Source organism: Microbacterium sp. SW12 (assembly GCF_055391095.1).
On the sequence record NZ_AP024335.1, the window covers coordinates 2785543 to 2801800 of the forward strand.

Consider the following 16258-nt stretch of genomic DNA (forward strand, 5'->3'; position numbering starts at 1 on the left):
GGAGCGACATGACTGCGCCACTTCCGCTCTACCTCGACTGCGACACCGGTATCGACGACACCGTCGCCCTGGCCTACCTGCTGCGCTCGCCCCTGGTGGAGCTGGTCGGCATCGGAACGGTCAGCGGCAACACGGATGCCGCGCAGGCGGCCCGCAACACCCTCGACCTCCTGGCGCTGGCGGGCGCGCCCGACATCCCCGTCGCTGTCGGCGCTCACGACCACCTCAGCCACCCCTACAGTGGCGGCGCGCCACACGTGCACGGCGCCAACGGCATCGGTGGTGTCGCCCTTCCCGAGGCAGGAAACACGGCCTCGTATCGCGACGCTGCAGACCTTCTTCTCGAGCTGTCCCACGCTCACGCTGGCGCGCTTCACATCCTCACTATCGGGCCCGTCACCAACATCGCGATCGCTCTGGAGCGAGACCCCTCGCTGCCGTCGCGGATCGCCGGTGTCACGACGATGGGTGGCGCAGCTCTCGTCCCCGGCAACATCGCCCCCGTCGCGGAGGCGAACATCTTCAACGACCCCGAGGCTGCCGACGCCCTCGCGCGGGCCGACTGGGATGTGACGTTCGTTCCCCTGGACGTCACGATGAATCACATCCTCACCGACAGCGACCGCGGCCTCTTGCTCGCCTCCGCTGATCCGTTCGCCCGCGCTGTCGGCGAGATCCTCGATCACTACCTCGACTTCTATGTGCCTCAGTTCGGCGCCCGGCTGAGCCCGCTCCACGACCCGCTGGCGGCGATGGCCGCGGCCGGCGCCCCGGGCATCGGCCCTGGCCTGCGAGTTCCCGTCGTCATCGATACGACCGACGGACCCTCTCGCGGCTCGACCGTCGTCGATATGCGCGGGCAGCGCCTCGGCCCTCGCGATCACCAGGGTGTGCGGACCCGGGTGCTCTTCGAGGGCTCCGATACCCTCACCGCGCACCTGGTGTCGACGATCCTCGGCGACGCGGCCGCGCGGTAGCTCGCGGCAGGCGGCACGGGTTCACGGCAAGGGCTCAGCTGGCGCGACATCCGGTCCGTGCGCGCCGGTTGTCGTTCGGGCTGATGCTGCACGCACCGCACCGATGCTCGCGGCGATGACCAACGCGACTCCGACGATCTCGAGCCACGTCATGCCCTGACCGAGCAGCAGCCAGCCGGCAAGGGTCGCTGTCGCCGGGGCGAGACTCATCAAGATCGCGAAGGCGGATGCCGCCAGCCGTCGCAGCGCCAACAGTTCGAGTGCATACGGGATGGTCGAAGACAGCACTGCCACTGCCGCGCCCAACGCGAGCAGATCGACGCGCACGAGCGCGCCACCGGCGGCGATCAACCCCCACGGCAGTGCCGCAAGCGCCCCCACGACCATTGCGAGAGCGAGCCCATCGAGGCGCGGAAACTCACGCCCCACCCGCGCAGAAGCGAGGATGTACAGCGCCCAACTAGAGGCAGCTCCCAGGGCGAACAGTACGCCGAGGGGATCCAATCGGTCCCAGCCGCCGCCGGCCAGGGCGATGACCCCGACGAGCGCGAGTCCCGCCCACAGCCAGGCGCTGGCGCGACGCGCGGCGATCACCGAGAGCACGAGCGGTCCGAGTACCTCGATCGTCACGGTGACCCCGAGAGGAAGTCGTGCGAGCGCCAGATAGAACAGGCAGTTCATGAGGGCGAGGACCAGACCGAACCCGATGACCGATCGCCAGGCTGCCGGCGTATGACCGCGAAGGCTCGGCCGAGCGATGATCATGAGGATGACGGCCGAGAAGCCGAGGCGCAGGAAGACGATCCCGAGGGGCCCGAGGGCGGGGAACAAGAGCACGGCGAGCGATGCCCCGAGCTCCTGACACACCAGACCCGTGACGACCATCCCGACCGCGAACGGCGGCGACGACAGGGGGACGGCGCGCGGTGCGTTCACCCCGCGTCCGTGGTCACGGCTGAGGCAGCGGGCACACCGCTGCGCCGCGGATGGTCTCGGCCTGCTGTTCGGCGGTCCACGGCAGCCCGGCCGCGGGGGCTGTTTCGCCTGCCGCGGCGGGGGCCTTCGAGGCGATCGCGGCAAGTTCCCAGGCGAGGTTGGCGGCAAGCCCCGCGGGAGCCGCGGAGTTGTTGAGGACGACCGCCACAGTGAGGCCGGTGTCGGGGTCGGCGTAGGCAGCTGTGAGGTACCCCGGAATCGCGCCGTGCTGACCGATCAGGCCCCCAGCGGTGAAGGCTCCGCCGTCATAGGTGTACCAGGTCGATGCGCCCGGGTACACCGCGCGGGGGCTATCGAACCGCGTCTGGTCATCTGCCAGCAGTGCGCCGGTGGCAAGCGCCTGCGCGTAGCGACCAAGATCGGTGATCGTCGAGACCGCTCCCGAGTCGGCGTAGCCGATGCTCGCGGATAGCGTGGTGATATCGAGGGGGTCGGCGCACAGCAACTGCCCGTCCTCGCCCGGCAGAGAGTTGTTGCCGCGCAGCGACGGCGTGTCGCTGTCACCGGACGGTGTCGCCGGCTCCGGGCCGGGTAGCCACGTGGAATCGAGAGCGAGAGGCTCCGTGACGTACTGCTCGACGAGGTCGGGCAGGGATGTCGCCGTCGCCGTCTCGAGCGCGAGACCGAGCAAGAAGTAACCGGCATCCGAGTCGACGAAGGCGTCGCCGGGATCGGTGGTGCGCTCTCGCCCCATGCCGTAGGCGGCGAGTTCGAGCGGGGGCCACTCGCGGTTCGGGGTCTTCAGCCAGTCATTCCAGAGCGAGGGCGCTGATGCGCCGAGGCCCGACGAGCTGTCGCACAGCTGACCCAGGGTCACGTCTTCCAGGCCGGATGCGCCCCCGACGTAGTCTGAGACCTTGTCGCTGAGGGCGACGACCTCCTTCTCGACGAGCGCGTAGAGCACGTCGCAGGTCATGGCCCGCGTCACGCGCGCTGCGCGGAACTCCATGTCGGAGGTGACCTCCTGCGAGCTCGACGGAGACTGCGTCCCGACGCCGGCGACCCAGGAGCCGCTCCAGGGCGCCCAGACGCCCACGATGGCGCCCGACGATCCGGTCGCGGCCATGGCCTCGGCCAGCGCCGCATCCAGTTGAGACTGAGTGTCGGCGGGAAAGCCGCCCTCGACCTGCGCGGGCACGTCGATCTCGACGGTTTCCGTGGGAGCGCACCCAACCAGAGTGGCCGCGAGGGCAACCGTCGCGATCCCGAGGGCGCTCCATCGCCTCCTGAGGATCGTCGCACCCATACCCAACCCCCGTTGTTCGTGCACTCAGCATTCAAACACATCAACATCACACGAAGATCACGGCCCCTACGCTGTGACCATGACGTATCGCTTCGACGACAGCATCCGCACCGGCGTCCTTGCCCACATGAACGGCGACCACGGCGGCGACAATCTTCTGATCGTCAGGGCGTTCGGGCAGGCGGATGCCGTGAGTGCGGTCATGTCGGATCTCGATGGCAACGGCGGCGTGTGGGATGCCGAAATGGGCGATGGCGCGACGGTCACCGTGTCCGTGCCATGGCCGGGGGCCCCATCACGGAGCGCCCGCAGATTCGGGCCGAGATCGTGAAGCTCTATGACGCGGCGTGCGAGCGTCTGGGAGTCCAGCCCCGACCGCACGAGTGAGTGGCGCCGACCCGCAACCACGGGGACTTTGGTCTTGTCAGGTTATGCTTACCTGAAGGTACACTGGTGCCCATGACACCCGTGACCCCATTCTCGGCCGCCCTGCGCGAGCGTTCGAGCAATGCCCACTCGGGCAGTGAACACGCCGGCTTCATGAGCGATCTCATGAAGGGCGAGGGCACGCGCGAGGACTACATCGCGCTGGTCGCCCAGCACTGGTTCATGTACGACGCGATCGAGCGCGCTGCCGAGGTGATGCGCCACGACCCCGTCGCCGCGCCCTTCATCAGCGAGAAGCTCACCCGCATTCCGGCGCTGGAGGCCGACCTCGAGTTCCTCATCGGACCGGATTGGCGCGACCGGATCGCCCCACTCCCGAGTACCCAGCGTTACGTCGACCGGATCAACGAGGTCGGCTCCACCTGGGCCGGGGGATTCGTCGCCCACCATTACACCCGCTACCTCGGCGACCTTTCGGGCGGCCAGTTCATCGGCAAGCTCATGGCGCGTCAATTCGGCTTCGAGACCAACGGCATCGGCTTCTACGTCTTCGACGACATCGCCGACCCGCGCGCGTTCAAGGACGTGTATCGGGAGCAACTGGATGCCGCTCCCTGGGACGCCGACGAACAGGAGCGCGTCATCGACGAAGTGCTCCGCGCCTACCAGTTCAACACCGATGTCTTCGTCGACCTTGCCGCCGCCAAGGCTTCGGGCAGCATCGCCGAGATCGCCTGAGCGATCCTCAGGCTCGCCCGCGGACGGCAGCCATGAACCGCTGCACATCGGGGTCGACCCGGATGTCACGGGGCCGCAACGGGCGCGTCAGGTACAGCCCGTCAAGCGAGGTCAGGCGGCTCAGCGCCACGTAGGTCTGGCCGGGCGCGAAAGCACCCGAGCCCAGGTCGATGATGGCTCTGTCGTACGTCTTCCCCTGCGACTTGTGAATCGTCACCGCCCATGCCAGGCGCAGCGGGAACTGGGTGAACTCCGCCACGATCTCGCGCGAGATCGACCGCGTCGACGAGTTGTACGCGTACCGGAACCTTTCCCAGACGGCGGGCTCGACATCCATCTGTTCACCGTCGACCTCGACGCGCACCGTGCCGCCGGCGATCCGCGTCACAGTTCCGATGGTGCCGTTCACCCACCGAGGCGGCTGGCCGAATGTCGACACGTCGTTGCGCAAGAACATGACCTGAGCACCCACCTTGAGCTGCAGTTCCGCGTCGGCGGGATACGCGGCATCCCCACGTCCGAAGTCACCGCTGATCTCGGCGTGCGCCGTCTGAGTCGCACCCGGCAGCGCATCCAGGTGAGCACGGTTGATGCGGGTGACGATGTCGTTGCGTGTGGCAAGCGTGATGATCGGAGGTTCGTCGGCCCCACCCACCGGCGGGGTGCGAGCGCCAGTGTCGTTGAGCACCTGGGCGATGTCGGCGGTGACCCGACCGTGGCGGACGGCTCCCAGCATCCGGCGGAACTCCGGATCGGATTGCCGATGGATCTCGGCGAGCTCGCGGATCTGGAGCGATGCGCCGTACCGCCCGAGATCCAGCAGCGACGACCCCTCCGATCCGGGAAGCGCCGCGTCCGACCCGGCCCATACCCGCGCATCGAAGAACCAGAACGACCGGTAGTGATCGCGGATGTACCGCTGCTCGTCGCCGTGCCGGGGCGGCACTGGTGCGAGCTGGTACGGGTCCCCGAACATGACGATCTGCACCCCGCCGAACGGTTCGGCACGCCGACCGCGGGCCTGCCGCAGGGAGCGATCGATGGCATCCATGACGTCGGCGTTGACCATCGAGATCTCGTCGATCACGAGGGTGTCGATGGCGTTCAGCAGCTTGCGGGTGGCATCCGGATGCTCGAGGTCGGCGTCCGCGATCAAACCGATCGGCAAGCGCAGCAGAGAGTGGATCGTCTGGCCTTCGACGTTGAGGGCAGCGACACCGGTGGGCGCACAGACGGCGATCTGTTTGCTGGTCCGGTAGGACAGGTGCTGCAGGAGCGTCGACTTGCCGGTTCCGGCCCGACCGGTCACGAACACGTGGTCGCGCGTGTCCTCGATGAGTCGGAACAGCGCCTCTTGCTCTGCGGAGAGTTCGGGCGCCTGCACCGGGCCATGCTACCCAGCGCGCGCCGCGGCAGGCGCCTTGCCTCACGTCAAGATGTCCGGGTGTGATTCGTGGTTGCCTCACGTGAAATGTCCGCGTGGGTCATGCGGCGGGTCGGGTTCCCTGGGTGCGGGCTGAGGCCAGTTCGATGAGTTGTTGCTGGATCTGGTTGATCCGTCGGGTGATGCGTGCCGGGTTCAGCTTGGCATGCTCGTGCTCGAGGCGCGTCTTGGTCTTGGCGTCGAGGATGCCGTTGTCCAGGAGTCGCTGGTACGGGGTCCGGGGGGTGTCGTAGATCCGCTTCTTTCGGCCGGATCTCGTGGCGGTCCAGCCGGTCGCTTTCACGCAGGGCAGCAGGTGGTTCTTGCGGGCCATCACCAGGTCCCATAGCTCGTTCAGCAGCGTCATTTCCGCGTCGGTCTCGTACCGGTAGCGGAACGCGTGTCTGCGGATCCAGTCGCCGTTGCGTTGCTCGATGTGCGCGTTGTCGTTGTGCTGGTACGGTCGTCCGCGGGTCAGGGGGATGTCGCGGTTGTCGGCCCAGGCGATCACTGACCAGTTCAGGAACTCGGATCCATTGTCGAAGTCCATCCCGGCGATCGGCACCGGCGCGTGCTTCGCGATCCAGTTCAGCCCTTCGTGCACGTGCACGAACGCCTTGTTGCGGACGGTGCGCATCATCGTCCACCCGATCACCGGGTCGGTCGCGTTCAACGTCCACAGGTGCTCGCCCTTGAGGGTGTGGCCGCAGTGCGCGACGGTGTCCAGCTCCAAGAACCCCGGCACGGTCAGCGGGGCATCCATCGCGGTGCGCTGCGGGATCGACGACCGCAGGATGTGCGACGGTTTCGTGCCTGACAGCGCGACCGGGTATGCGGCATCCTTGTGCGGTTTCAGGTACCGGTCGATCGTCGCCGCGGACATCGACCGCAGTTCGTCGAGCACCAGGTCGGTGACCCGAGGGCCGACCTTGCCGAGTTCACCGAACCGGACGAGCCGTTCCAAGGTGTCGTCCATGACCGCGGCGAGGTACTTGCCCGAGGGCTGACCGGACAGCCGCCAGACCTCCTGCAACACCACGAGCGCGTCGTAGGAGTACTTCCGCTCCCGCGGTTTGCGGGGCTGCCGGCCCGCGGGACCGGTCCGGGCGTTCGCGGATCGGATCGCCCGCCGCGCATGATCCCGCGTCCACCCGGTCGCCGCGACGAGCCCGTCGAGGATCTCGCCCTTCGCATGCTTGTCCGCCCGCACATACTCGCGGGCGAACTTCTTCGTGATCTCACGGCGCGCGGCCATCGACAACTCCTGACTCACACGGCCAGAGAACTACGCGGACATTCCTATCTGAGGCAAACGCCACCGTTCCCGGACCTTTTACATGAGTCAAGTCGGCAGGGCGTCCTCACAGCACGTCGTTCCTAGACTGGTGCCGTGAGCACCACGGGGGAGAACGCGTCGGGCGGTGCTGCCATCGCGCCCGAGACGCCACTCGCGACAGGCGCCGCGCAGCGCGCGTCTCGCCGCGGCCGCCGGGACGCGCGCCGCTCACTCACCGGCGACCTCATCATCCTCTCGGCGGTCGGCCTACTGCTGATCGCCGCGTTCATCGCCGCGGGAGCGACCCTCTACGCGCAGTTCTACAGCCCGTCGGCCTTCGTGGTGCGCTACGCAAACCTGCTCGCTGACGGCAATGCCACCCAGGCGCTTGCCGTGCCGGGGGTCGCGGTCTCGTCAGCCGACCTGGAGGCCGCTGGGCTCCCCGCCAACGCTTCCGAGGACTTCCTTCGCTCCAGCGCGCTCGGCGATCTCAGCGACATCCGTGTCGTGTCTGAAACGAGAAGCGGCGACACCGTCGCGGTGACCCTCGCGTACTCCGCGGGCGGCCACGACGCATCCACGACGTTCTCGGTGGTACAGGACGGCATGATCGGGATCTTCCCGCGCTGGGAGTTCGCGCAGAGCCCCATCGCGGTCATGGATCTCACCGTCAACGGATCGGCGGAGTTCGCGGTGAACGGCTTCAGCGTGGACAAGCGGCAGGTCTCGCCCGACGGAGTCGCCGCCGACCTGTCAGCGTCGATTCCCCTGCTCGTGTTCTCACCCGGCATCTACTCGGTGACCGTCGACACCCCCACCGCGACCTCGCCGGGAGTTGCGATGCTCTCCGACGTCCCGTTCACAAGTGTCCCGGTCACGGTCACCGCGACGGCATCCGACGAGTTCGTCACCCTCGTGCAAGACAAGGTGGATGCCTTCCTCGAGGAGTGCACGCTGCAGCAGGTCCTGCAGCCCACCGCCTGCCCGTTCGGGTTCGATCTCACCGATCGAATCGTCACTCTGCCGACGTGGTCGATCGTGCAGGACCCGACGGTGTCGCTCGTGGCCGACGGCGCCGGGTGGCGCATCGCTGAGGCAGCCGCCATGGCGCACATCGAGCTTCGCTCTCGCTCCCTGTTCGACGGCAGCGTGAGCGATGTGAGTGTCGATGTCCCGTTCGTGGTCACGGGCACCATCGACATCCTTCCCGACGGCACGGCCTCGATCCTGCTCGGGTGAGGGTCGGCCGAGCTCAGCGCCCCACGCGTGCGTCGCGCTCGGCGAGCTGCGCCAGCCGAGCGTTGTACTCCTCGAGTTCGGCATCCGCCGTGCGCTCGGCCTGCCGGTCCTCGCGCCGCTGCGCGCGTTCGTCGCTGCGGCTCCACTGAATGGCGACGGTGATCGCGAGGATGAGGGTCGGGATCTCCCCGATCGACCATGCGATGCCCCCGCCGATGTACTGGTCCTCGAGCGGCGTCGCCCCCCACGTGCGGCCCATCGCCCCGAACCACTCGGCCACCATCAGCCCGCTGTTCATCATGATCGCGATACCGAAGAAGGCGTGCATCGCCATGACGCCGATGAGGATGAGCAGGCGGAACGGGTAGGGAAGGCGGTAGGGCACCGGATCGATGCCGATCAGCGACAGCACAAACAGGTAGCCCGTGATCAGGAAGTGGAAAATCATCCACTCGTGCCCGAGGTGGTCGTACAGACTCCAGCGGAACAGGTCGGTGTAGTAGAACAGCCAGAGCGAGAGGACGAAGTTCCCGGCGGCGAAGAACGGGTTGGTCACGACCTTCGCGAACGGCGTGTGGATGGCCCAGAGGATCCACTCGCGGCCACCGCGCGTGCCGTCATCCCGCTTGCGTACAGCACGCAGTGCGAGGGTGACCGGGGCTCCCGCGACCAGAAGCAGCGGGATGCCCATCGTGAGCGCCATATGCCCGAACATGTGAACGCTGAACAGGTACTCCTGGTAGACGTTGTGTGCACCGTTGGTGATCCAGGCGAGCATGACGAGGCCCGAGAGGAACAGCACCGTGCGATACAGCGACCACCGATCGCCGCGGGCACGAAGGCGCCAGACGCCGGCGAGATAGAAGAACGCCGCGAATGCGCACAGCAGCGCCCACAGCAGGTCGATCTCCCACGCGGCCACCCACTGCCACGGGGTCAGCTCGGGCGGTAGCGCCGCGCCCGTGAGGAACTCGGCCGGCGTCCGCAGCTCGGGCAGCGACGTGTCGACCGGCGGTGGGGTGCGCGCGAGCGCGACGGCGGCACCGCTCGCAAGTCCCATGAACCCGATCTCAGCGAGGATCAGCCACCAGAAGAACCGGGATGCGCGACTCTCGCGCATCCGATCGATCAGCCGAAGCCGGTACCAGGCCCCGAGCAGCCCAATGGCGACGAGCGCGACGATCTTCAGGGCGAGGATCGCGCCGTACGGCGAGAGCATCGCCTCCCACGTCACGACGCCGATGACACCGCGCACGTACCCGGATGCCGCGACGACCACGAACGCCACTATCGCGATGGTCGAGTACCGGCGCAGCACTGTCGTCATCCGCTCGGCGGGCAGCAGGGGCCGGATGACGATGAGCAGCAGCAGTCCCCCGAGCCAGAGAGCCGCTCCTTCGATGTGGAGCACCGTGGCCATCACCGCGGCGTTGTGGTTGGCCTCCTCGCCCGAGTGGCCCTGCGTGCCCACCGGGACGAGGGCAGCGATCGCAAGGATAGCGACCAGAAAGGTTCCCGTCCACGAGCGGACCGCGAAGGTGAGCACCGTCAGCAGTGCCCCGAACACCGTGGTGAGCAGCCACGCGCGACCGAGTTCGGTGTCGGTGAGGAACTTGCCGAACTGCGCCCCGAACTCGGGGCCGAGCGTGACCTGTGCGTTGAAGGCGTCGATGAACGTGAAGAAGCCCGTGACACCGGCGGCGACGGTGAAGACGGCTGCCGAGACGGATGCCACGTCCAGGGCCACATCGAAAGCCCTGTCGCCGGCCTTCAGGGCGAACAGGGCCAGGATCAGTGATCCCAGCAGCCCGGCTGCCGCGAGGTTGAAGATCAGCGTCGTGGTCGGCAGACCCCAGCGGACCACGGGTCCGGCATCCGCGATCACCAGCGGCGCGGCGCCGCCGCCGTACGCGAGGGAGGCCACCATCACGACGACGGCGACCGTCACGAGCGTCGCCGGGCCGATCGCCCGCAGCAGGCGGGAATCCATCCCCTCAGCCTACGCGCGCGAAAGGGGAGCATCCGCGGACGGACGCTCCCCTTTCGAGGTGAAGACGATAGGTCTTACTTGGCGGCAGCCTTGAGCTTGGCGCCGGCCGAGACCTTCACGCGCTTGCCGGCGGGGATCTTGATCTCCTCACCGGTCTGCGGGTTGCGGCCCGTGCGAGCGGAGGTGGCGACCTGCTCGAACGAGACCCAGCCCGGGATCGACACCTTGCTGCCCTTGGCGACGGCCTCGGCGACAGTGGTGAACAGCGCGTCGACGACGCCCGAAACGGTGGCCTGGCTCTGACCGGTCGCGCTTGCGATGCTCGCGACGAGCTCGGTCTTGGTGATGGACTTTTCAGCCATTGTGGTTGTCCTCCAAGGCGGTGAAGTCCCCGCCCTCGTGCATGGACCGAAAGCTAGGTGGCTCTCGGCTGGTCTCTTGCCGACCGACCTCGAATATACCCACGAACCCCGGAATTCCGCGGATTTCGCGGGCATCGGCGTCCGATTCGCGGCGTGTCGCGTCACGGAAGTGACGCGTGTGACTCCCGTGACTGTCCGCCCCCCTCTCGCGGGGGAACGCCAGAGCGAAGGAACGCGCAAGGCCCGACATCCGTGAGGATGCCGGGCCTTGCGTTCGCGGGCTGGCTCACCAGCTCGACAGTGCTTGTTCGCGGGCTGGCTTACCAGCTCGACAGTGCTTGTTCGCGGGCTGGCTTACCAGCTCGACTTGGTCACACCGGGCAGCTCGCCACGGTGGGCCATGTCGCGGAAACGCACACGCGAGATGCCGAACTTGGTCAGCACGCCGCGGGGGCGACCGTCGATCGCGTCACGGCTGCGCAGACGCACCGGCGACGCGTTGCGGGGAAGCTTCTGCAGGCCGACGCGAGCGGCTTCGCGCTGCTCGTCGGTCGCGTTCGGGTCCACGAGCTGCTTCTTGAGCTCGAGGCGCTTGGCGGCGTAGCGGTCCACGACCTCCTGGCGCTGCTTGTTGCGCGCGATCTTGCTCTTCTTAGCCATGGATCAGCGCTCCTCTCGGAATTCGACGTGCTTGCGGATGACCGGGTCGTACTTCTTGAGAACGATGCGGTCAGGGTTGTTGCGGCGGTTCTTGCGCGTCACGTAGGTGTACCCCGTGCCGGCGGTCGAGCGCAGCTTGATGATCGGACGAACGTCCTGAGCCTTCTTCGCCATTAGAGCTTCACACCCTTCGCGATGAGGTCCTTCACAACCGACTCGATGCCGCGCGCGTCGATCACCTTGATGCCCTTGGCGGACACGTTCAGGGTGACCTTACGACCGAGCGAGGGCACGTAGTAGGTCTTCTTCTGCACGTTCGGGTCGAAGCGGCGCTTCGTCCGGCGGTGCGAGTGCGAGATGTTGTGACCGAAGCCGGGAACCGCTCCAGTCACCTGGCACACTGCAGCCATGGTGATGTCTCCTTCTGTACCGTGACACCGGACGGTGCCACCCAAGATCCCTTGTCTGCACCCCGCACTCGACAGGCCGTTTCCGGCCGGATGATGAGGGAAGGGTACGAACTGCGTGCTGGAGTGCGCGCAGACAAAGAGTCAGTCTAGCACGGCGGCTGCGCGCGCCCCTTGCGCTCCCCGCCCCCAGCGGAAGGCCGAGACCGTGGGGGCGCCCGGGATCCAGAACCGCCACGGGTAGGCGTCAGTGCCCGCGACTCCGGCGACCCCGACCCGAGGACCGGTAGCAACGGACGTCACCGGTTGCTCGCGCAGAAGCAGGAGAGCCACGGCACCGGACTGTTCCGCACCGGTGACGGCGTCGACGCCGTCGTGCTCGGCGTGGCGCAGACCGAGACTCTGACCGAGACGTCCGGGCCCGCGTGCAAGGTCGCGCACGGGCCCAGGCTCCCGCGCCGCGAACCGGCGCCGCGTCGCGATCTCAGTCCCCTCGACGATCTCGGCAGCCCGCAGCAACACACCACCGGCGACCCCCGCCGGCGCGCACACGACGTTGACGCACGAATGGATGCCGTGACTGAGGTAGACGTAGAGGTGACCCGGTTCGCCCCACATCGTGGCATTACGCGGGCTTCGGCCCGACCGCGCGTGAGAGCCGGGGTCGGGAACATCGCCAGTCCCGGCACCGTGGTAGGCCTCGACCTCGGTGAGTCGGGCGACGACGCGCTCACCGCCGGCCTCGACGACCAGATGGGCTCCGAGGAGTGTCGGTGCGACTTCCACCGGCAGGGCTGAGAGGTCGTCGCGCGTTGCCGGACGCAGACCGTCGGGAACCGTCACCGCCACGACACCGACTGTCGGCACCACGAGATCGACGAGCCAGCGAGCGCCACGAGTTCGCGAGCTTCCGAAGTCTCGTCCCGCGGCAGTTCGACGATGTGCGTCTCGACGGTCGCAGGAAGGGGCAGTTGGTAGGTGTCGTAGGGGTTGGATGCCAGGTCCGGCGCCACGAGCATCGCCGCATACTGACCGCTCGGCGACACGCAGGTCTGCAGGACAGCGTCGGTATCCGGCGCCGAGAACACCTCCCTCGACGCCCCGGTGTCATCGACCAGGACGACGGATGTCGCACCGGTCGGCAGCCCGCTATCGGCGATCGGGAACGTCGTGCGCAGGGTCCCCCCGCGCGGGAGCGGCATGACGCTGCCGATCACCGCCGGGTCGGTGCCGACATCCAGCGGCGTCTCCTCGCCGGTCAGGAGGTCGAGTACAACGAGCCCATCGATGCGCTCGACGATCGCCTGAGCGGTTCCCGGAGCTATGCCATCGATCGCGAGCGCCGTACCGAGAGCGGTCGGAGCCGAGCCCTCGGGGTCGGTCAGCAACAGGTTTCCGTCGAAGGCGACCAGCAACACACTGTCGGTGTCGGGCACGAACGACCATTGCGCGACGCGCTCGTCGGCGCCCGCGACGACGACCTTCGCGGGCTCGGCGGTCGGGGTGTCGAGCGATGCCGTGTACAGCGCCGATTCGTCACCCGAACCCGTCCCGACCGTCGACGAGGTGAACAGGTATCCAATCCGATCGCCCCGGTCAGCGATCTGCAGATCAGCGATATATCCACTGCCCGGCAGTGTCAGTTCGACCGGGTTCTGCCCGTCGAGGTCGGTCACGATCAGCGCGCTTTCGCCGTCTTCATCGACGAGCACGACAAGGTGATCGCGGGTCGCACGGTAGTCCTCGATGCGCGGGTGGGCGAACACGGCTACGGCGGCTTCACCGGTGAGGTCGGTGCGGAAGATCGTGTCGCCATCGACAGTCCCGCGCTGCAGCAGGAACACCTCGCTCGGCGGGGTGGTGAACGTCTCGGTGATCGTGGATGACGGACCTTCCGACACTCCGGTCACCCCGTCGATCGTGACGGTGTACTCGGTGTCGGCATCGAGCGGAACCGTGAAGCGCACCCCGATGCTGCGACCCGAGGTGTCGATGTCGAACGGTGTTGCGGGGGTCACCGTGACAGAGGTCGGGTCGACGTCGGCGAGCGACTGCGAGGTCGTCACGATGAGCCGGGACCCGGATGCCGCGATGGCAGCTGACGGGTCGACCTGCACCGCGGTCACTCGCGGCCCCATGAGAACGGTGGCCGCGGCTCCGAGCGCGCCGACGAGCCCGATGGCCGCAGCGACCCCGACGAAGCCGAGGACGAATCCCCGCAGTCGTCGACGGGCAGCTCGCTGTCGGCGCGACGGCGCAGCCGAGTCGCGCCGACGGCCCGCGTCAGTACTCATACGGGTCCTCGGGCTCGGGTACGGTCTCGACCGAGTCGGCAGCGATGTGCAGCCGCCCGTCGGAGTCCGAGCGCACCGTGCCCGTCACGGTAGCCCACTCGCCCTCAGGCGCTGCCGTGCCGCCCCACGCGATCGGCACCGCGGCCAGTTGCGCGTCGATGACGCAGTGGGTGATGACGAACCGCGACAGCAGGAAGCCGGCCCCGGCATCGCCCGGGGAGACGAAACCGGTCAGAGTGACGGCGTCGCCGTCGAAGGATGCCGGGTCTGTCGCCGTCGCGAACACCGTCGCCCACTCGCCCACCCCGAAGGTCGCCGTATCGCCCGTGGATGCCAGGGTGACGACATCCCGGCCGCCGAACAGCACCGGCGTGGTCGAGGCGCTCGTCGAGGCGAACTGCGGCGACAGCGACGAGGGTGGCAGGGCGAGCGCGCCGACCACGACGGCACTGGCTATCACTCCTGCGACAACCGTGCCGGCCAGGGCGACCGGATGCCGCGCGTGGGCAAGCGCATTGCCCTGCTCGGTCCCCTCCGTCGCGGCGCGGCCGCGGTCGGCATCCGTGTGATGGGCCGAACCGGTGTCACCGTGATCGTGTCCGTGGTCGTTTTCGGCACCCAACGGCAGCGCGAAGGATGCAACGGCGCCGATCAGCACGATCACCGACATCCCGATCGCGAACCAGGCTGACTCCGGGTTGATGTACAGAGAAAGTCGGCCGGTCACGGCAAGCCCGAGCGTGAGCACAGCAAGCACCGTGGCCAGCCCGACACCGAGCCAGCGCGTTCCGAGGGAGCTGAGCCTAGGCAAGAAGGTTCACCACCGTCCCCATCGCGAAGGCAGACAGCACGACGACCACGACGATGCCGACGAGGGTGCGGGTCGTGAAGGTCGTGCGCAGCAGGGCGAGCATCTTCACATCCACCAGCGGGCCGACAAGAAGGAACGCCACGATCGAGCCGGGGGTGAAGGTCGAGGCGAACGAGAGCGCGAAGAACGAGTCGACGTTGGAGCAGATCGAGACGACCATTGCGAGCGCGATCATGGCGACGATCGACAGTGCCGGGTTGGATCCGATCGCCAACAGCACGTCTCGTGGGATGAGTACCTGAACGGCTCCGGCGATGGCGGATCCGATGATAAGCGCGGGCATGACGGCGCGCAGCTCGACGACCAATTGGGCAAGGCTCCGGCGCCCCTTGCCGCCGGGCTCATGAGTCACGAGCTCGCACGTATCGCTGAACCGGTCGGTCAGCAGTGCGTCGGGGCTCGGATGCCGGCTGTACAGCCAGCCGAGGAGGTTTGCGATCAGGAAGCCGCCCACCAGGCGCGCCACCAGGATGCCGTCGCTGAACCCGAACGCCTGGTGCGTCGTGATGATCACGATGGGGTTCACGATGGGTGCCGCGATGAGGAAGGTGAGGGTCTCGGGCACCGTGAACCCGCGCATCAGCAGGCCACGGGCGAACGGGACGTTGCCGCACTCGCACACGGGAATGAACATGCCGAGCAGGGATAGCACGCCGCGTCGCAGCCACGGGGTGCGTGGCATCCATCGCTCGAGCACTCCTGGCGGGATCCACACCTGCACGACGATCGACAGCACCACACCGAGCACCACGAACGGGAGCGACTCGATGAGAACGCTGATCGCGAGGGTCAGCCCATCCTGTGCGCGAGTCGACAGCGGTGAGGCGAACAGTGAGGGCGCGAGGGCATCAATCGCGACAAGAAGCGCGATGAAGAGGATGCCGATTCCGACGCCGACTCCCGCCCGTACTCCCGGGGTCGCACCCTCGGAGCGGACGCCTTCGGTCGCCGGAGCGTCAGCGCGCACGGTTCCCGTCGCCGGATGCCGCGCGGGCGCGCGCCGTGCACTCGGGGCAGCGCCCGAAGATGTCGACGACATGCTCGGCATCCGTGTAGCCGTGCTGCTGCGCAACCGACCGGGCCCACTGCTCGACGGGGGTCGCTGCGATCTCCACGGTCGCGCCGCAGGGCCGACAGATCAGGTGATGGTGGTGCCCCGAGGTCTCGCACGCACGGTAGAGGCTTTCGCCGTCGGGTCCGTGCAGCGTGTCGGCCGCGCCCTCATCGGCGAGACTTGCCAGGGCGCGGTAGACCGTCGCGAGGCCGATCCCCGTGTCTTCATCACGAAGAACGGCGTGAAGTGACTGGGCACTGATGAAGCCGGGGGCGTCGCCCAGCGCCGTGCGCACGCGTTCGCGCTGCCAGGTATTGCGTTGCGCCATGGCCGGGAGT

18 protein-coding genes are annotated in these 16258 nt (G+C 67.8%); 4 read left to right on the forward strand and 14 right to left on the reverse strand.

All coding sequences use genetic code 11. The features are described 5' to 3' along the window. Positions 1-8: 8 nt before the first annotated feature. Positions 9-977 carry a nucleoside hydrolase gene (locus tag MICSW_RS14065; protein ID WP_464496327.1) on the forward strand — a complete coding sequence of 323 codons (969 nt, stop codon included), beginning with the start codon at positions 9-11 and terminating at the stop codon, positions 975-977. Positions 978-998: 21 nt separating this feature from the next. On the opposite strand, the gene MICSW_RS14070 is transcribed toward MICSW_RS14065, so the two are convergent. Beyond that, positions 999-1862 (reverse strand): EamA family transporter, encoded by an 864-nt coding sequence (locus MICSW_RS14070; RefSeq protein ID WP_292728224.1) that lies wholly within the window; start codon positions 1860-1862, stop codon positions 999-1001. Positions 1863-1926: 64 nt separating this feature from the next. Beyond that, positions 1927-3219, reverse strand: coding sequence for a serine hydrolase domain-containing protein (locus MICSW_RS14075; RefSeq protein WP_464496328.1), 1293 nt, complete (start codon positions 3217-3219; stop codon positions 1927-1929). Between the two features lie 79 nt (positions 3220-3298). On the opposite strand from MICSW_RS14075, the gene MICSW_RS14080 reads away from it, so the two are divergent. Together MICSW_RS14080 and MICSW_RS14085 are read left to right on the forward strand one after the other, a co-directional pair. Then, positions 3299-3550, forward strand: coding sequence for a DUF2470 domain-containing protein (locus tag MICSW_RS14080; RefSeq protein WP_464496329.1), 252 nt, complete (start codon positions 3299-3301; stop codon positions 3548-3550). A gap of 128 nt (positions 3551-3678) precedes the next feature. After that, entirely contained in the window at positions 3679-4344 is a 666-nt protein-coding gene (locus MICSW_RS14085; RefSeq protein WP_228179503.1) for a biliverdin-producing heme oxygenase, read from the forward strand. 7 nt (positions 4345-4351) lie between these two features. On the opposite strand, the gene MICSW_RS14090 is transcribed toward MICSW_RS14085, so the two are convergent. Then, positions 4352-5728, reverse strand: a complete 1377-nt coding sequence (locus MICSW_RS14090) for an ATP-dependent DNA helicase (protein WP_292732260.1) — start codon at positions 5726-5728, stop codon at positions 4352-4354. 100 nt (positions 5729-5828) lie between these two features. Next, a complete protein-coding gene (locus tag MICSW_RS14095; RefSeq protein WP_228179575.1) occupies positions 5829-7022 on the reverse strand; it encodes an integrase in 1194 nt (397 codons plus the stop codon). 135 nt (positions 7023-7157) lie between these two features. On the opposite strand from MICSW_RS14095, the gene MICSW_RS14100 reads away from it, so the two are divergent. Next, positions 7158-8282 (forward strand): hypothetical protein, encoded by a 1125-nt coding sequence (locus MICSW_RS14100; protein WP_228179501.1) that lies wholly within the window; start codon positions 7158-7160, stop codon positions 8280-8282. A 13-nt stretch (positions 8283-8295) separates the two neighbouring features. On the opposite strand, the gene MICSW_RS14105 is transcribed toward MICSW_RS14100, so the two are convergent. The 10 genes from MICSW_RS14105 to MICSW_RS14150 all read right to left on the reverse strand — a co-directional run bounded on the left by MICSW_RS14105 (position 8296) and on the right by MICSW_RS14150 (position 16248). Further along, positions 8296-10272: a bifunctional copper resistance protein CopD/cytochrome c oxidase assembly protein gene (locus tag MICSW_RS14105; RefSeq protein ID WP_292728195.1), complete on the reverse strand. Its 1977-nt coding sequence runs from the start codon at positions 10270-10272 to the stop codon at positions 8296-8298. 74 nt (positions 10273-10346) lie between these two features. Continuing rightward, the gene (locus MICSW_RS14110; RefSeq protein WP_195692545.1) at positions 10347-10634 is read right to left on the reverse strand and encodes an HU family DNA-binding protein; all 288 of its coding nucleotides are present in this window, start codon (positions 10632-10634) and stop codon (positions 10347-10349) included. A 354-nt stretch (positions 10635-10988) separates the two neighbouring features. Next, complete coding sequence (gene rpsN, locus MICSW_RS14115) at positions 10989-11294, reverse strand: 30S ribosomal protein S14 (protein WP_228179499.1); 306 nt, start codon at positions 11292-11294, stop codon at positions 10989-10991. A gap of 3 nt (positions 11295-11297) precedes the next feature. Then, positions 11298-11468 (reverse strand): 50S ribosomal protein L33, encoded by a 171-nt coding sequence (gene rpmG, locus MICSW_RS14120; RefSeq protein WP_005051772.1) that lies wholly within the window; start codon positions 11466-11468, stop codon positions 11298-11300. Next, positions 11468-11704, reverse strand: coding sequence for a 50S ribosomal protein L28 (gene rpmB / locus MICSW_RS14125; RefSeq protein ID WP_228179498.1), 237 nt, complete (start codon positions 11702-11704; stop codon positions 11468-11470). Before rpmB ends, rpmG begins: the two co-directional genes overlap by 1 nt. Positions 11705-11845: 141 nt before the next feature. Further along, complete coding sequence (locus MICSW_RS14130) at positions 11846-12544, reverse strand: DNA-3-methyladenine glycosylase (protein WP_347424243.1); 699 nt, start codon at positions 12542-12544, stop codon at positions 11846-11848. Beyond that, positions 12541-13995, reverse strand: coding sequence for an Ig-like domain-containing domain (locus tag MICSW_RS14135; protein WP_464496330.1), 1455 nt, complete (start codon positions 13993-13995; stop codon positions 12541-12543). The genes MICSW_RS14130 and MICSW_RS14135 overlap by 4 nt, the downstream gene beginning before the upstream one ends. Then, a complete protein-coding gene (locus MICSW_RS14140; protein WP_348681112.1) occupies positions 13985-14806 on the reverse strand; it encodes a TIGR03943 family putative permease subunit in 822 nt (273 codons plus the stop codon). The genes MICSW_RS14135 and MICSW_RS14140 overlap by 11 nt, the downstream gene beginning before the upstream one ends. Next, entirely contained in the window at positions 14799-15905 is a 1107-nt protein-coding gene (locus MICSW_RS14145; RefSeq protein WP_464496331.1) for a permease, read from the reverse strand. Before MICSW_RS14145 ends, MICSW_RS14140 begins: the two co-directional genes overlap by 8 nt. Continuing rightward, entirely contained in the window at positions 15823-16248 is a 426-nt protein-coding gene (locus MICSW_RS14150; RefSeq protein ID WP_464496332.1) for a Fur family transcriptional regulator, read from the reverse strand. Before MICSW_RS14150 ends, MICSW_RS14145 begins: the two co-directional genes overlap by 83 nt. Between the last annotated feature and the right edge of the window lie 10 nt (positions 16249-16258).

Excerpts from the sequence above, each read along its gene's own strand:
- MICSW_RS14065 (WP_464496327.1), top strand. The coding sequence starts at position 9 with ATGACTGCGCCACTTCCGCTCTACCTCGACTGCGACACCGGTATCGAC.
- MICSW_RS14070 (WP_292728224.1), bottom strand. The coding sequence starts at position 1,862 with ATGGTCGTCACGGGTCTGGTGTGTCAGGAGCTCGGGGCATCGCTCGCC.
- MICSW_RS14075 (WP_464496328.1), bottom strand. The coding sequence starts at position 3,219 with ATGGGTGCGACGATCCTCAGGAGGCGATGGAGCGCCCTCGGGATCGCG.
- MICSW_RS14080 (WP_464496329.1), top strand. The coding sequence starts at position 3,299 with ATGACGTATCGCTTCGACGACAGCATCCGCACCGGCGTCCTTGCCCAC.
- MICSW_RS14085 (WP_228179503.1), top strand. The coding sequence starts at position 3,679 with ATGACACCCGTGACCCCATTCTCGGCCGCCCTGCGCGAGCGTTCGAGC.
- MICSW_RS14095 (WP_228179575.1), bottom strand. The coding sequence starts at position 7,022 with ATGGCCGCGCGCCGTGAGATCACGAAGAAGTTCGCCCGCGAGTATGTG.
- MICSW_RS14105 (WP_292728195.1), bottom strand. The coding sequence starts at position 10,272 with ATGGATTCCCGCCTGCTGCGGGCGATCGGCCCGGCGACGCTCGTGACG.
- MICSW_RS14110 (WP_195692545.1), bottom strand. The coding sequence starts at position 10,634 with ATGGCTGAAAAGTCCATCACCAAGACCGAGCTCGTCGCGAGCATCGCA.
- rpsN (WP_228179499.1), bottom strand. The coding sequence starts at position 11,294 with ATGGCTAAGAAGAGCAAGATCGCGCGCAACAAGCAGCGCCAGGAGGTC.
- rpmG (WP_005051772.1), bottom strand. The coding sequence starts at position 11,468 with ATGGCGAAGAAGGCTCAGGACGTTCGTCCGATCATCAAGCTGCGCTCG.
- rpmB (WP_228179498.1), bottom strand. The coding sequence starts at position 11,704 with ATGGCTGCAGTGTGCCAGGTGACTGGAGCGGTTCCCGGCTTCGGTCAC.
- MICSW_RS14135 (WP_464496330.1), bottom strand. The coding sequence starts at position 13,995 with ATGAGTACTGACGCGGGCCGTCGGCGCGACTCGGCTGCGCCGTCGCGC.
- MICSW_RS14145 (WP_464496331.1), bottom strand. The coding sequence starts at position 15,905 with ATGTCGTCGACATCTTCGGGCGCTGCCCCGAGTGCACGGCGCGCGCCC.
- MICSW_RS14150 (WP_464496332.1), bottom strand. The coding sequence starts at position 16,248 with ATGGCGCAACGCAATACCTGGCAGCGCGAACGCGTGCGCACGGCGCTG.